Source organism: Glycomyces algeriensis, from assembly GCF_027622855.1.
GTDB classification, from domain to species: Bacteria; Actinomycetota; Actinomycetes; order Mycobacteriales; family Micromonosporaceae; genus Glycomyces; species Glycomyces algeriensis.
This window is the reverse complement of record NZ_JAPZVR010000010.1, coordinates 35,920-51,537: the sequence shown is the minus strand read 5'-3', so window position 1 is coordinate 51,537 and position 15,618 is coordinate 35,920. Positions and strand designations below refer to the sequence as shown.

Below are 15,618 nucleotides of genomic sequence, written 5' to 3'. Positions count from 1 at the left end.
CACCACCGAGGCCCGGGCGCACGCCCGGGCCTCTCTGCCCATCTGCGGGTTGCAAGCATTCCCGAGGCTGCTCATGTACGGCTCGCAAACGTCACTGAGGCCGCTCGTTCGCGGCTCGCAGGCGTCGCCGAGGCTGCTTTTCACCACTTGATTCACGCCCCGGATTGGCACTCTCAAGGCGAGAGTGCTATACCTGGAGCTGGCACTCGCAGCTGGCGAGTGCTAAAGAACGCTAAGAACGCGATGAGGTGGTCGAGCCTTCACAGGCTCACCGTCGCGGGGATGCCGCCTCACCGTCGACCACGAACGTTATCCGAAAGGAAGCCATCGACCATGGCGAAGATGATCGCATTCGACGAGGAGGCTCGCCGCGGGCTCGAGCGAGGCATGAACACCCTCGCTGAAGCCGTCAAGGTGACCCTCGGCCCGAAGGGCCGCAACGTGGTGCTCGACAAGAAGTGGGGCGCCCCGACGATCACCAACGACGGCGTGTCCGTCGCCAAGGAGATCGAGCTCGAAGACCCGTACGAGCGCATCGGCGCCGAACTGGTCAAGGAAGTCGCCAAGAAGACCGACGACGTCGCGGGCGACGGCACCACCACCGCCACCGTGCTGGCCCAGGCCCTCGTCAAGGAAGGCCTCCGCTCGGTAGCCGCCGGCGCCAACCCGATCGCCATCAAGAAGGGCATCGAGAAGGCCGTCGCCGCCGTCGTGGAGCACCTCCAGTCCACCTCCACCGAGGTCGAGACCGAGGAGCAGATCGCCAGCACCGCTTCGATCTCCGCGGGCGACGTCACCGTCGGCGCCATCATCGCCGAGGCGATGGAGAAGGTCGGCAAGGAAGGCGTCATCACCGTCGAGGAGTCGAACACCTTCGGCCTCGACCTCGAGCTCACCGAAGGCATGCGCTTCGACAAGGGCTACCTGTCCGGTTACTTCGTGACCGACCAGGACCGCATGGAGGCCGTGCTCGAAGAGCCGTACATCCTCGTGGCCAACCAGAAGATCTCCGCGGTCAAGGACCTGCTCCCGACCCTGGAGAAGGTCACCCAGACCGGCAAGCCGCTCCTGATCATCGCCGAGGACGTGGACGGCGAAGCCCTCCCGACCCTCGTCGTGAACAAGATCCGCGGCATCTTCAAGTCGGCCGCCGTCAAGGCCCCCGGCTTCGGCGACCGCCGCAAGGCCATGCTCGGCGACATCGCCATCCTCACCGGCGGCCAGGTCATCTCCGAGGAGATCGGCCTCAAGCTCGAGAACACCGACCTGTCCCTGCTGGGCCAGGCCCGCAAGGTCGTCATCACCAAGGACGACACCATCATCGTCGACGGCGGCGGCGAGGAAGAGGCGATCCAGGGCCGGATCAACCAGATCCGCGCCGAGATCGAGAACTCCGACTCCGACTACGACCGCGAGAAGCTGCAGGAGCGCCTGGCGCGCCTCGCCGGCGGCGTGGCCGTCATCAAGGTCGGCGCGGCCACCGAGGTCGAGCTCAAGGAGCGCAAGCACCGCGTCGAAGACGCCGTGCGCAACGCCAAGGCTGCCGTCGAAGAGGGCATCCTCGCCGGCGGCGGCACCGCGCTGGCCCAGGCCGGCGCGATCGCCTTCGACAAGATCGAGGCGGACGGCGACGAGGCCATCGGTGTCGAGATCGTGCGCCGCTCGCTCGGTGCGCCGCTGCGCGCCATCGCCGAGAACGCCGGCCTCGAAGGCGGCGTCGTGGTGGAGAAGGTCCGCAACCTGCCCACCGGCCACGGCCTGAACGCCGCGACCGGCGAGTACGTGGACATGCTCGCCGCGGGCATCCCCGACCCGACCAAGGTCACCCGCTCGGCGCTGCAGAACGCCGCGTCGATCGCCGCGCTGTTCCTCACCACCGAGGCCGTCGTCGCCGACGCCCCGGAGAAGGAATCCGCAGGCGGCGCGCCCGACATGGGCGGCATGGGCGGCATGATGTAAGCAGCCCTTCCGGGTTGCCCACTCAGGCCGACTGAGTACTGCAAGGGAGAACCGCTCACTGTATTGTGAGTGGTTCTCCCTTTCTCTGTACTGGCTGCCAGTGCAGACGGCGTAGTCCGCTGCGCAAGCGCGGCATACCGCCCCTTCCAAGGACGGTATGCCGCGCTTTTCGCCGCCGTCGGCACTCTTTCGAGTGACAGATTTCCTTACGACGGTAAGAACGACGGTTTTCTGTCAGACCCCGGCGAGAAGATTGAACCGGGGACGCCCCCCTGGGAGGGCGGGGGACTGCCCGGAGCGCGCGGAGGGGCCGAACCGGCTGCGCGCCAGCGCATTCCGCCCCTTCACATCGCGTGCCGCCCGCGTTACCCTGAGCCCGTGCCCCCCGCGCCCCGCCCCCAGCACCGCCTCGCGATGGCCGTCTTCGTCCTGATCGCCTTCGCGGGCATAGGGTTGAGCGGCCTCCTGGCCGCCCAGGGCCGCGTCGACGTGCTTCCCTATCCCGACGTCCCCGTCTACGAGCGCACCATCGAACCGCCCGTGTACCGCGAGGACGGCCCCTACCTCCTCGTCTGCCCTGCCGACCCCGAAGCGTTCGCGGCACGGAACGAGGGCGTGGAGTACCTGCGCCGCCTCGAGAACGAACGCCTCTACGAGGAGTGCCAGGACAGTGGGTTCCCTTCGCTCCCCGCCGCGCTCGCGCAGTCCGAACCCGGCATGCGCGTGCTCATCCTCCCCGGCGACTACACGCTCGACGAGCCCGCGCGCGTCCCCGAGGACCTCGAGAACCTCCAGATCGAAGGCCGCGGCGACGGCCCCGAAGACGTCCTCCTCTCCGGCCGCTTCGCACTCGACACGGTCATGGAAGTCGACGGCGCGCCCGGCCTGTACCTCAAAGGGTTCACCCTCGGACAGGCCCGCGAGAAGGCCCTGGGCCTCCTCTCGTGGGGCGCGACCGTCGAAGCGGTCGCCGCGGTCCAGAGCGGCGGCGCCGGCATCCACCTCTCAGGGTCCCGCGCGGTGGTGCTCACCGACTGCCGAGCAGAGTCCGCCGACACCGCGGGCATCCTCATCGAGGAGTCCGACGCCGACGTCAGCGGCTGCGAGGCCACCGGGAACACAGTCGGCGTCTGGTACTGGGGCTCGAGCGCGACCGGCCGCATCGCCGGGAACCGCCTGCACGGCAACACGACCGGGATCGCCGTCGAACATACCGGCGCAAGACCCGAGATCCCCGGAGTCGACGTCGCCGACAACCTCATATACGGCAACAACACCGACCACTACGACCACCTCGGCACGGCCGCCTGCCGAGCGCCCCTCGACGAGCGCGCCTGGGGCGAAGTCCTCTGCCCCGACTTCGCCGTGCCCGCGGGGGTCGGCCTCCTCGTCGCCGAATCCGACAAGCTGACCGCGACCGGCAACCGCATCTGGGACCAGCAGACCGCCGCGATCGCCGCCTGGGGCGGGACCGGCACCGACTTCCAGGCTTCGGGCGACCAGAACACCTTCTCCGGCAACACCTTCGGCATTCGCGAGGACGGCCAGCGTCAACGCAACCGGGTCGACCTGTGGTGGGACGGAACCGGAACCGACCTCTGCTTCGACGAGCCCGGCGCCTTCCGGTCGTCACCCGCAGTCCTCCCCGACTGCGATGCGACCTTGCAGCCGTCGCGCATCGCCGGTGATCCGATGAAGACGCTGAAAGTCGCGGTCTGCGGTGTCGACAGGACTGAGGAACTGCCCGACGGCTGCGACTGGTTCGGCGCGCGCTTCACCGACCGGCTCGAGTTCCAGGCCGTCGTGGTCTTCGCCGCCTCGCTCCTGTTCCTCACCGGCGCCGGGTGGCTCGCCGCCGCCCGCACCGACGACCCGCCGCGGGCGGGCCGGATGACGTTCTCCGCCATGGCGACCGGCGCGGGAGGGCTGCTCCTCGTGCTCGCCGTCTGGTCGGGCCGGGCCGACTACGAGGCGCTGGCGACCGGCCTGTGGGGCTTCGGCTGGCTGCTCGCCGGGCGGTCCTGGCGGCAGTGCGGCATGGTGTTCTTCGGGTTGTTCACGGGTCTCATCGGTGCCGTCGCCGTGCTCGACGCGGTCGACCGCGCGGTCTGGACGCTCCCGTTCGTGCCGGTCGCCCCGGCCTGGATCTGGGCCGCGCTGCTGCCCTTGTGGACATTGGTCGCGCTGAGCCTGGCGCTCGGTCCGCGCCGCCGCGAGGAGGAGCCGATCCCGGTCGAGCGCACCCCGGTGACCGCGCCGGCCCACGACCGCTTCGACTGGTGACCGCAGACCGCAGACCGCAGACCGCAGACCGCAGACCGCAGACCGCTCGCCCCGCGACACGTTTCCGGTCCGGTTCGGCGCCACGGCTCGGCAATCGCGGCAGGGGCCGATCACGTACTGTTGTGCCATGACTTGGACCTGGACTCTCGAAGACGCCGAAGGCAACGCGATCGACACTCCGGACAGCGACCTGGGCAGCCAGGGCGACGCGGAGTCGTGGCTGGGCGAGCGGTGGCGCGAGTTCGCCGACCAGGGCGCCACGGTCGCCGTCCTGCTCGAGGACGGCCGCCAGGTCTACCGCATGGACCTCGCCCCGGCCGAGGAGTAGCCGTCCCCGAAACCCGCGCACTGCGCCCGAGTTGCCGGTGTGGCAAGACTGGCGCACTGTGAGCGTCGCCGTGGGCGGCCGGACCGTAATAGGCTGGGCGGCGTGACCGACTCTGGTTCCCTCACTTTGACAGCGACCCGCGCCAAGGCCGGGCTCGACGCCCGCCGCGGCATCGTGCGCCTCCACCCCGAAGCCCTCACCGCGCTCGGCCTCCGCGCCGGCGACGCGGTCGAGCTGACCGGGCGGCGCACGACGGCCGCGATCGCGCTGGCCGCCGACCGTTACGCGTCCCGGCGCGCCCTCTACGCCGACGACCTGACCTTGGGGAACATCGGTGCGCGCGACGGCGACCCGGTGCGGCTCTCGCCCGTCGACCTCGCCGCGGCCGACCGCGTGGTGCTCTCCGGCCCGGCGTCGGCGGTGGCCGTGGTCGACCCCGACACGCTGCGCCTGGCGCTCCTGTCGAAGGTCGTGGGCGAGGGCGACGACGTGTCGCTCCTGCCGATCGAGCTGGGGGACGGGCAGCGCGACATCGTCGCCGCGACCCGCCGCACCCTCAACAACACGCTGGGCATCGGCTGGACCACCATGGTGCTCAACGTGGTCGAGGCCAGCCCGGCGAGCGGCGCGATGATCACCTCGGATACGCGCGTGGAGTGGGAGCACGACGCCCCCGCCGCGATCGACCTGCCGCTGGAGTCCGGCCGGGTCGCGAACCTGGGCCGCGCCCGCGCGCCGATGCCCGCGTCGTACTCCGGCGGCGAGGCCGCCGCGACCCGCCCGCGCACCGAACCGCAGGGCCGCGTCACCGCGCCTCCCGAAGCCCAGCCCGGCATCGCGCCGATCCCCTACGAGGAGCTCGCCGGGGCCAAGATTCCCGCCGAGGAGCTGCGCGAACTGCTCGACCTCGGCTTCAACCACCGCGAGGTCCTGAAGGTGGTGGGCACCGACATGGCGCTCGGCGTGCTCGTCTCGGGCCCCTCGGGCGCCGGGAAGGCCACCGTGACCCGCTCGGTCGCGGCCGCCGTCGGCGCCCGCGTCAGCGAGGTCTCCGGCCACGACCTGGCGGCGCTCGAAGCGAATGCGGCGGCCGACCGGCTCCGCGCCGCCGTCGCCGCGCTCGCCGTCCCCGGCGTGCTCCTGGTGCGCGGGGTCGAGGCGATCGCCCCGGCCGGGAAGCGGACCCCGTTGGGCACCATGTTCACCCAGCTCTGCGACGAGGTCCTCGCCGAAGCGGGCGAGCACGCGGTGGTGTGCACGACCGCGCGCGTCGAGGACGTCGACACCGCGCTGCGCTCGCGCCTCGAGCACGAGGTCGTCGTCCCGATGCCGGACGCCGACGCCCGCCGCGACCTCCTCGTCTACTACACGCGCGGCATGAAGGTGGCCGAGGACGTGAAGCTCGAGGCCGTCGCGCACCGCGCGCCCGGCTATGTGGCCTCCGACCTCGCCGTCTTGGTCCGCGAGGCCGGCGTGCGGGCCGCCATGCGCGCCAAGGCGGGCGGCGCGACCGCCCTGCAAGGAACGGACTTCGACGGCGCGCTCGAATCGGTGCGGCCCACGAGCATGTCCGGCGACTCTGTCGAGCTCGGCGGGCTCACCCTCGCCGACGTCGGCGGCATGGAGGACCTCAAGCAGACCCTCACCGAGACCGTGCTCTGGCCCTTGACGTACCCGGACGCGTTCACACGCCTGGGCATCGAGGCCCCCCGCGGCATCCTCCTGTACGGGCCGCCCGGCTGCGGCAAGACCTACATCGTGCGAGCGGTCGCCGGCGAAGGGCACGCGAACGTGCTCAGCGTCAAGGGATCCGAGCTGCTCAACAAGTGGGTGGGGGAGTCGGAGAAGAACGTGCGGGAGCTGTTCCGCCGCGCCCGCCAGGCCAGCCCGACCCTGATGTTCTTCGACGAGCTCGACGCCCTCGCGCCGGTGCGCGGCGGCGGGACCGACGGCGGCACCGCCGACCGCGTGGTCGCCGCGCTCCTCACCGAACTCGACGGCGCCGAGTCCCTGCGCGACGTCGTGGTCGTGGGCGCGACGAACCGGCCCGACATGATCGACCCGGCGCTGCTGCGCCCCGGCCGCCTCGAACGCCTCGTCTACGTGCCCCCGCCGGACGCGGTCGGCCGCGCGGACATCCTGCGCGCCAACGCCAAGAACGTGCCGTTCGCCGACGACGTGAACCTCGACGAGGTCGCCGACGAGCTGTGGCTCTACTCGGCCGCGGACTGCGCCGCGCTCGTGCGCGAGGCCGCGCTCACCGCGATGCGCGAGTCCCTGGACGCCAGCATCGTCACCGCCTCCCATGTGGCCCAGGCGATGGAGCGCGTCCGCCCCAGCCTCGACCCCGAGCAGCTCGAGTACCTGGAGAACTACGCCCACAACCGCGAAGGCTGAGGCGAGTGCAGCGAGGACGTCAGACGGCCGTCGGCGGCGACGCCTCCGACCTCACTGCCGACGCCGAGCATCGCCGCCGCGTTGAGGAAGCCACGGAGGCCGTGATGCGCCACTTCGATGCGTCCGGGGCCGCCGAGGAGTGGGCGAGTTCGCTGCAGCGCAGTCCGGATCGACCCCGGGAACGTTCGGTTCATGAGCGGTAGCGCGCGAACGGCGTGTCGTGCATTCGCGTCCGCGAGTCGATAGCCTCAACGCATGCCCGGCACCGCGATGCAATCCGACCACCGCTGGCCTCCCCAGTTGACCGCCTGGGAGCGCGCGACCAACCTGCCGCTGTTCGCCCTCGCCCTGCTGTTCCTGGTCGCGTACGCGGTCCCGATCCTCTACCCGGGGCTGCCGGCGTGGGTCGGCACGGCCGCGACCGCGGTCTACGCCCTGGTGTGGGCGGTGTACGGGGCGGACTTCGCCGTCCGGCTCGCGATGGCGGGCCGGGGGAACCGGTTCCGCTTCGTCTACTCGCACCCGCTCGATCTCGTCATGGTGCTGCTCCCGATGCTGCGCCCGCTGCGGGTCGTGCGGATCGTCGTGCTGCTGGCGGAGGTCTTCCGCCGCCACGCGGAGGCCTCGAAGCGCTTCCAGGCCGTCTTCTACGTCGTCACCGTGACCGGGATGATCCTGCTGGTCTCCAGCCTGGCGATCCTCGACGCCGAGCGGCACGCCCCCGACACCCAGGTCGCCGACTTCGGCGACGCCCTGTGGTGGTCGATCGTCACGGCGACCACGGTGGGCTACGGGGACATGGTGCCCCAGACCGTGGAGGGCAAGGCGATCGCGGCGTTCCTGATGTTCGCGGCGATCGGCCTGGTCGGCCTCGTGAGCGGTTCGCTCGCATCCTGGTTCGTCGACCGCGTCTCGGCCGCCGAGGAGACCACCGAACGCGCCGAGTTCGTCGAGCTGCGCACCCGCATGGAGCGCATGGAGCGCCAGCTCGCCGAGATCCACGCCGCCCTCGCGCCGCCGCACCCCGGGACCGACCTCCCGGCGCAGCGCCCGAGCAGCGCAGCGGCGCATGCGGACTGACCGGCACCCGCGAACCCCAGTGGACGGTCGCGCCTGAAATGTTCAGCCGCCGTTGGCATGCCCGTCACCAACGCGCACTAGCCTGCGCGGTGGCGCGCCGTACGGCCGCCGCCTTCCGGGAGGGAACCCCATGCGATTGACGCGACTGCTGCCCGCGCGGCTGCGCCGCAGGCTGCGCACGCTCCGCACCGCCGTCCCCGGCAGCGCCGAACGGACCCGCGGGCCGCTCCCGGACTCCCCGGCGCTCCTGCACGTCATCGCCACCCGCCACGGCATCGGCGTCTTCGACGAGCAGTGGTTCGCCTACCGCCAGCTCCTCCTGGAGCACCTGACGCTCGCCTCGCTCGACGCGCAGACCCACCGGGACTTCGTGTGGTACATCGCGATCGACCGCGAGATGCCCCCGGCCGCGAGGCGGCGCCTCACCGCGCTGGCCGCCGAGCGGCCGTGGATCCACCTGGCCGAGACCGAGCTCAAACGCGACTTCGTGCCCGACCTCGTGGCCTGGGCCCGGGAGGAGGCCCGCGCCCGCGGGAAGGGCTGGGTCCTCACCACCCGGCTCGACGACGACGACGCGGTCAACCGCGACCTGGTCGGCCGCCTCCATGAATCCGCCGCCGAGTACCTCGCCGAAGGCGGCGCCGCGCCCGCGATCCTCTCGCCCACCTTGGGCTGCAACTGGGTGCCGTCGGAGGCCGCCGGGCACCGCACCTACCACCACAGCCCCTCGATCGGCCTGAGCCTGCTCGAGCCGGCGTCCCGCGCCCTGAGCGTCTACCGCCGCAACCACTCCACGCTCGCGCAGAAGCTCGTCCCCGGCGGCGTCAGCGTCCGGCACATCGACGGCGAGACCATGTGGTGGCTGTACGCCCACACCGGCCTCTCCGACCAGCAGCGCGAAGGCTCCGAGCGGATGTCCAAAGTGGCCGACCATCCGAACGCGGTGGCGCTCGACGCGGCCGCGCTCGCCCAGTTCGGCATCACCGCCGAGGGCCTGCGCCTGCTGCGGCGCACGCCCGAACCCGAGCCGCACGAGACGCTGCACCTGCTCAACCGGCGCGGCCTCGACGTCGAGCAGGAGATCCACGACCTGCGGGAGGCCATGACCCGCACTGGTGGCGACGAGGCCCTGCAGGCGAAGATCGCGCGGCTCCACGCCGAGCGCCGCCGCATGCACGAGAAGCTGATCCGCTGAGCTAGCGCTTCTTCTGGTAGACGTTCTCGTGGTGGACGAGGCGGTAGCCGACCGCCTCGTTGATGGCGATCATGTGGGTGTTGCTGGTCGCGTTGCCGGTCCACACGTACCGCATCTTCGGCCGCCACTCGCGGACCGCGCGCTGGTTCGCGATCTTGAGGATCGTGCCGAGCCGGTGGCCGCGGAAGCGCGGGTCGACGATCGTGTCGCCCTGGATGCAGTGCTCCTCGCCGCCGGCCTCGACGATGACCTCGGTGAGCCCGGCGATCGAGCCGGTCTCCTTGTGGCGCACCACGGCCTGGAGGTGCAGCTCGCCTCGCAGGCGGCGCACCCGCGCCTCCTTGAGGATCCGCTCGCCGTCGACCGCGGCCTCCTGGAGGTCCCAGTCGCCCAGCGGCATGTCGGTGTACATGCGCGAATGCAGGTACGCGATGCCGTCGAGGAGCTCGGCGGGCGGCGCGCCCGCGAACGTGACCAGCTCGAAGCCCTCGGCCCGCTCCCAGGCGTCGTCCCAGAGTCGTTCGAGCTCGCTGTCGTCGACCGCGTCGAGGTCGCAGGCGCGGGTGGCGCCTTCGAGCGAGGTCCGGTAGCCCTGGTGCGCCGCGAAGTGCGAGCCGTCGGGGCTGATCGCCGCGCCGCCTTCGACGGGCACGGGCACCCATGAGGAGATGCTGGTCCGCCCTTCCTCGGCGGCGCGCTGCTCCGCGTGGCGCAGCAGGGCCGAGCCGACCCCGCGGCGGCGCTCGTCCGGGTGGGCGCCGAGTTCGAGGTTCATCAGGTGGGTGTTGTCGAGGAACGGCAGCGAGAGGTCGAGGTAGCCGAGGACGCGGTCGTCGCGGACCGCCGCCCACCGCTCGCGGCGGACGTCGCTGCTGGCCAGGACCAGTGCGGCCCAGGTGTAGACGGGGCTGAGGGGCCTGGTGCCGGGCCAGTCGCGGGCGGCGACGGCCTCCCGGGTCGCGAACCAGGACTGCACCAGCGCGTGGTCGTTCGGGTCGACCCGCACGATGTCGAAATAGGTCATGGGCCGATTGTGGCGCTGCGCGCCAACGGCGGCAAGCCCGTTTCCTCAAGGGAACGGGCTTCAAAAAGGTTTGGGCGCGTGGGGATCCGGGCAGTCCTCACGCAAGGGATTGGTCGGGAGACCGCAGATCCTGACACCGGCTGGCGCTGCTCGACACGTTCTAGCCCCAGGACTCGCAGTCAACCGGGTGAGTGGCGACAGGACGTCTGCGGCCTCCCGCAAGAAGAATTCTTGCTTATTCACTGAATAGGGTCAAGACCCGACGACTGATTGATTTCTGTCGGGTACCCGACACAACCATTCACATCGGTCACGCACAGTGATAAATTCGGGAGTTCGGAAAGCGTTTGACTGAGAATCCTTTCCAAACTCCCGCTCCATTCAGGACTCCAGAAGTCCCGCTTCCTTAGCCGCCTTCAGCGAAGGCTTCACCGTGTGCGTCGGTCCGACCAGCGAGGACACCGCGTCGAGCGTCTTGAGTCCTTCGCCGGTGTTGTAAATGACCGTCTCGGCCTCCGGGTCCAACTGACCGGACTCCAGGAGCTTACGGAGCGTAGCAACGACCACGCCGCCGGCCGTTTCAGCGAACACGCCGGTGGTCGCGGCGAGCAGCCGCACGCCCTCGCGGATCTCGTCGTCGTTCACCTTCGCCATGCCGCCGCCCGTGCTGCGGCACGCCTCGATCGCATAGGGCCCGGCCGCCGGGTCCCCGATGTTGAGGCTCTTCGCGATCCCCGTCGGCTTCACCGGCGTGATCACATCCGTGCCCTCGGCGTACGCGTCGGCGATCGGGCTGCACCCGGCCGACTGCGCCCCGAAGACCCGCACCTTGCCCGGCTCGACCAGCCCGATCTCGGCCGACTCCTCGAACGCCTTGTGGATCTTGGTCAGCAGCTCGCCCGAGGCCATCGGCACCACGACCTGCTCCGGCAGGCGCCAGCCGAGCTGCTCGGCCACCTCGTACCCGAGCGTCTTCGAGCCCTCGGCGTAGTAGGGGCGGATGTTGACGTTCACGAACGCCGTCGACTCGAAGTCGTCCGTCTCCGTCAGCTCCGAACACAGCCGGTTCACGTCGTCGTACGAGCCCTGCACCGCGACCAGCTTGCCGCCGTAGATCGCCGACTGGACGATCTTCCCCGGCTCCAGGTCGTGCGGGATGAACACGATCGACGGCACGCCCGCGCGGGCCGCGTGCGCGGCCACCGAGTTCGCCAGGTTCCCCGTCGAAGCGCACGCGAACCGGTCGAAGCCGAGCTTGATCGCGGCCGAGACCGCGGTCGACACCACGCGGTCCTTGAACGAGTGGGTGGGGTTCGCCGAGTCGTCCTTCACCCAGAGCTTGCGCATGCCCAGGGCCTTCGCGAGGTTCTTCGCGTCGATGAGCGGGGTCAGGCCGGGGTTCAGGCTCACCCGGTCCTCGGGGTGGACGCCCACGGGCAGCAGCGGCGCGTACCGCCAGATGTTCTGCGGGCCGGCCTCGATCTGCTCCCGCGTGACCTTCGCCAGCTCCGCCTGGTCGTAGTCGACTTCGAGCGGGCCGAAACACTGCCAACAGGCGTGCTGGGCGATCAGGTCATAGGTGGCGTTGCAGTTGCGGCAGACCAGGCCCTTGGCCGGGCTGTCTTCGAACAGGGTATTGGACATACGAGAAGGCTCCTCCCTCATCTTCCCCGCGCAGCGGGCCGGAATTGGCACCTGCCGCCTGCCCTGAAGGACAGGACGGTGGTTGCCGCAGCTTCACAGGGCCGGACCCCTCAGCTGCTCTGGATGAAGTACGAGCCGAATGCTACGGGTGATACGGGCGAAACCGCAACCGCTGTTCCAAGTTTCGAGATGACCTCGCAATCCCACCGCTCCGATCGGTGAGCTGCGCACGCCCAGGTCAAGGCGCACTGGGTGGCAGCACGCCGACGGCGCGCTGTCCGAGATCTGTCAGGACTACCGGGCCTGGCGCGTGGCCATCCACACGGCCCGCGCGTCGGCCGTCCCGGCCACGTCGTGCACTCGCACGCCCCACGCGCCCGCCTCGAACGCCAGCAGCGAGGTCGCCAGCGTCGCCGCCTCCCGCTCCCCGACCGGGCGCGGCTTTCCGCTCTCGTCCTCCAGGAGCTTCCCCAGATACGACTTGCGCGAGGCGCCGAACAGCACCGGGAACCCCAGCGCCACGAACTCGTCGAGATGCGCCGAGAGCCGCCAGTTGTGCGCGGCCGACTTCGCGAACCCCAGCCCGGGGTCCAGGATCAGCTTCGAGCGGTCCACACCGGAGTCCAGGGCCGCCTCGACCCGGTCCTCCAGCTCGGCCTTCACATCGGCGACCACGTTCTCGTAGTGCTGGAGGCGCTGCATGTCCGCCGAATGGCCGCGCCAGTGCATGAGCACCCACCGCACGCCCGTGTCCGCCACGACCCGCGCCATGTCCGGATCGGCCAGGCCGCCCGACACGTCGTTCACGACGCTCGCACCGGCCCCGATCGCCGCCGCGGCCACCGCCGCCCGGGTCGTGTCGATCGAGACGGCAAGGCCCCGTTCGCACAAGGCCGCCACCACGTCCACCACCCGCGCGATCTCGGTCTCCGGGTCCACCCGGTCCGCGCCCGGGCGCGTCGACTCGCCGCCCACGTCGATCAGGTCGGCCCCCTCGGCGCCCATCTGCTCGCCGTGCGCCACCGCGTCGCTGAAATCGAGGTAGCGTCCGCCGTCGGAGAACGAGTCGGGGGTGACATTGAGGACACCCATGATCTCGGGCCGGGCCGGACCCGGCTCCTGCGGCGCGCTCAACTCTCCAGGTGTCGTCACGGCATCGACGTTACCCGGGCCCGGTGCGTGAACGCCTCGCATTAAGCGAGGTCCGTGAGGTCCAGCACGTGCCACTCCAGCAGCTCGCCCGTCCCGGTCGACCACCACAGCGACCGCGCGTCCGCGCCCGTCTCGCCCGCACTGGAGGCCACCAGGTACTCGGCGCCCGCCTCGAGGTCGAAGAGCGTCACCGTCGTCGCGTCGCCCGTGGTGGCCGCGGCCTCGGCGAGCGGCTCGAACCGATCGATGAGCCCCACGTCAGGGGACACCGCCGACTTGAACCCCTCGGCCACGGTCACCCGGTCGCTCCCGTCTGGACGGACGAGGTCCACCCGCGCGCCGTCAGCGGCGGTCACGATCAGGCGGCACCACGTGGCCGAGCACAGCGTCAGCTCGTCCGAACCGGAGAACACCTTCACGCCCGCACCGGTGTCGGTGCGCACCAGCTGCGCTCCGCCGAGCGAGTCGGACCCGGCGCTGGCGAGCCACGGCCAGGCCGCGGACTGCCACGCCCCGCGGTGGCCGACGACCCCCACCTGGCCGCCGTCCACGCCGATCGAGCGGTGCTCGGTGACGAGCGATGCCCCGCGCGCGGTCGAGAGCCAGTGCAGCCCTTCGGCGGCGAACTGGAGGTCGTACGCGCTCCCGGCGGTGATCACGTCGCCGGTGTCGGCCGTCAGCAGCGCGGCCTCGCCGGGCCTGCCGTCCGCGCCGCGTTCGGCGGTCCAGAGTTCGGAGACGACCCGGCCCTGCGGGTCCGGCACGGTCTGGAGCCACGCGAGGCGCTCATCGGTCGCCGCCGCGGCGACCACCCCGGGCACGCCGCCGGGCTCGGCGATCACCGTCAGGGTCGGCTCGGCCTCGGCGGCACGCTCCACATAGAGCAGTGACCCGGCCTCGTCGGTGCCGAGCAGCGCTTCGGTACCAGGGGCCGGGTCGTCGAGGACGGCGAGCGGAGTCCAGGCCCGGCCGTCGATGAGTCCGGGCAGGTCAGTGGGTTCGGCGTCCCAGGTCGACCATACGGTCGGCGCCGCTTCGGGCACCGCGGCGGTCTCGGGACGGTCGGGGGAGGGCCAGGCGAGCCAGGCGACGGCGAGCACGGCCGTCCCCGCAAGGGTGAGCCGCTGCGCGGTGTCGATGTGCCCTGCCATTCGCCTCTTCGTGTTCCAGCCCGGGCCGGGTCGGCCTAATCCCGCTCGCGGGACTTGTAGAGGTACAGCAGGCCCGCGCCGACGCCGGCGGCGGCGGCCGTCGGCAGCGCGAGCTTCGCGGCGCGGCGCCCGCGCCGGTAGTCGAGGACGGGCCAGCCGTAGTGGCGGGCCTGGCGGGCGAGGCGCGTGTCCGGGTTGACGGCGATCGCGCGCCCCACCTTGCGCAGCATCGGCAGGTCGTTCGCCGAGTCCGAGTAGGCGGTGCACTGCTCGAGGTTGAGGCCGCGCTCGGCCGCGAGCTCGGCGATGCCGTCCGCCTTCGCGGGGCCGTGCATGAGGTCGCCGACGAGGCGCCCGGTGTAGCAGCCCTCCTCGACCTCGGCGATCGTACCGAGCGCCCCGGTCAGGCCCAGGCGCGAGGCGAGGACCCCGGCGAGCTCGACCGGGCTGGCCGTCACGAGCCACACCTCCTGGTCGGACTCGAGGTGGCGTTCGGCGAGGCGGCGCACGGGCGCGAGGATGCGCGGGGAGATGTCGCGGTCCACGACCTCTTCGCAGATGGCCCGCATCTGCTCGACCGGGAACCCGGCGACGAGTTCGAGCGCGGAGGCCTTGATCGAGGAGATGTGCCCGTGGTTCTCAGCGCCGAACTTGAACCGGGCCTGCTTCCAGGCGAAGTTGAGGATGATGCGGCCGGAGAGCACGCCGTGTTTGGAGAGGGCGCGCGCGAGCCAGTACGTGGAGGCGCCGTGCATGAGGGTGTTGTCGACGTCGAAGAAGGCGGCGGTGGGGAGGTGGGCGAGTTCGTCGTCGCCCGGCGCGGCGGGCTCGACGACGACGGAATGGGTCAGCGCGGTGCCGCCCGCCCGCACGGTTCGTGGAAGGGGCGTGGCGGAGGCGGTGGAGGAAGCCTCGATCTCAGACACCCTAAAAGCCTACAAGCCTCAGGCAGACGGCCTGTAACGCCAGGACGCGAGCCCGGTGAATTTCCAGTGTGGCCCTGGTTATACGGACATTGCCGCTTGCGAGGGGAAGGCCGGCGCCGCACTGGCCGATACGTCCGCAGCGCCTCACGGTCGAAAGACTCGGACCGCCCGGTCCCGGTCCATCCGGTCCGATTGAACAGCCCGGCTCGCCCGAACCGCCCGAACCGTCCGGTCCGGCCGAGCGACTCGGTCCGCCCGAGCAACTCGATCCGCCCGAACCGCCCGTACCGTCCGGTCCGCCCGAGCAACTCGATCCGCCGGGCTCGCCCGGTCTGCCCGGACCGCTCGGAGCGGCTCCGCGTCGAACGACCCCTTTCGGATGACATGGTCACGCTGACCCCCTCGTCTTGTCGTACCCCCGCGCCATCGTGGTGACTACGGTCCCCGGGTGGGTGGGGGCTAGGGAAGGTATACGGCCT

The 15,618-nt window shown here is 71.1% G+C and carries 11 protein-coding genes and 1 riboswitch; of the genes, 6 read left to right on the top strand and 5 right to left on the bottom strand.

The genetic code is table 11. From position 1 onward, the window contains the following. Positions 1-333 precede the first annotated feature (333 nt). The 6 genes from groL (at position 334) to O2L52_RS17775 (ending at position 9,242) form a co-directional block, all read left to right on the top strand. Positions 334-1,959: a chaperonin GroEL gene (groL, locus tag O2L52_RS17800; RefSeq protein ID WP_270117152.1), complete on the top strand. Its 1,626-nt coding sequence runs from the start codon at positions 334-336 to the stop codon at positions 1,957-1,959. 378 nt (positions 1,960-2,337) lie between these two features. Next, a complete protein-coding gene (locus O2L52_RS17795; RefSeq protein WP_270117151.1) occupies positions 2,338-4,242 on the top strand; it encodes a right-handed parallel beta-helix repeat-containing protein in 1,905 nt (634 codons plus the stop codon). A gap of 127 nt (positions 4,243-4,369) precedes the next feature. Then, positions 4,370-4,570: a hypothetical protein gene (locus O2L52_RS17790; protein ID WP_270117150.1), complete on the top strand. Its 201-nt coding sequence runs from the start codon at positions 4,370-4,372 to the stop codon at positions 4,568-4,570. Between the two features lie 102 nt (positions 4,571-4,672). Further along, positions 4,673-6,967 (top strand): AAA family ATPase, encoded by a 2,295-nt coding sequence (locus O2L52_RS17785; RefSeq protein ID WP_270117149.1) that lies wholly within the window; start codon positions 4,673-4,675, stop codon positions 6,965-6,967. Positions 6,968-7,222: 255 nt separating this feature from the next. Beyond that, entirely contained in the window at positions 7,223-8,047 is an 825-nt protein-coding gene (locus O2L52_RS17780; protein WP_270117148.1) for a potassium channel family protein, read from the top strand. A 130-nt stretch (positions 8,048-8,177) separates the two neighbouring features. Beyond that, positions 8,178-9,242, top strand: coding sequence for a glycosyltransferase (locus tag O2L52_RS17775; protein WP_270117147.1), 1,065 nt, complete (start codon positions 8,178-8,180; stop codon positions 9,240-9,242). Between the two features lies 1 nt (position 9,243). On the opposite strand, the gene O2L52_RS17770 is transcribed toward O2L52_RS17775, so the two are convergent. From O2L52_RS17770 to O2L52_RS17750, 5 genes are all read right to left on the bottom strand, one after another. Next, complete coding sequence (locus O2L52_RS17770) at positions 9,244-10,266, bottom strand: GNAT family N-acetyltransferase (protein ID WP_270117146.1); 1,023 nt, start codon at positions 10,264-10,266, stop codon at positions 9,244-9,246. Positions 10,267-10,647: 381 nt separating this feature from the next. Then, on the bottom strand, positions 10,648-11,910 hold the full coding sequence (gene thrC, locus O2L52_RS17765; protein ID WP_270117145.1) for a threonine synthase: 1,263 nt from the start codon (positions 11,908-11,910) through the stop codon (positions 10,648-10,650). A gap of 14 nt (positions 11,911-11,924) precedes the next feature. Next, positions 11,925-12,040, bottom strand: a riboswitch (SAM riboswitch). A gap of 164 nt (positions 12,041-12,204) precedes the next feature. Then, positions 12,205-13,002, bottom strand: coding sequence for a dihydropteroate synthase (folP, locus tag O2L52_RS17760; protein WP_344473587.1), 798 nt, complete (start codon positions 13,000-13,002; stop codon positions 12,205-12,207). Positions 13,003-13,103: 101 nt separating this feature from the next. Beyond that, positions 13,104-14,213: a hypothetical protein gene (locus tag O2L52_RS17755; RefSeq protein ID WP_270117143.1), complete on the bottom strand. Its 1,110-nt coding sequence runs from the start codon at positions 14,211-14,213 to the stop codon at positions 13,104-13,106. Positions 14,214-14,248: 35 nt separating this feature from the next. Further along, positions 14,249-15,139, bottom strand: coding sequence for an HAD family hydrolase (locus O2L52_RS17750; RefSeq protein ID WP_270117142.1), 891 nt, complete (start codon positions 15,137-15,139; stop codon positions 14,249-14,251). Positions 15,140-15,618 lie beyond the last annotated feature (479 nt).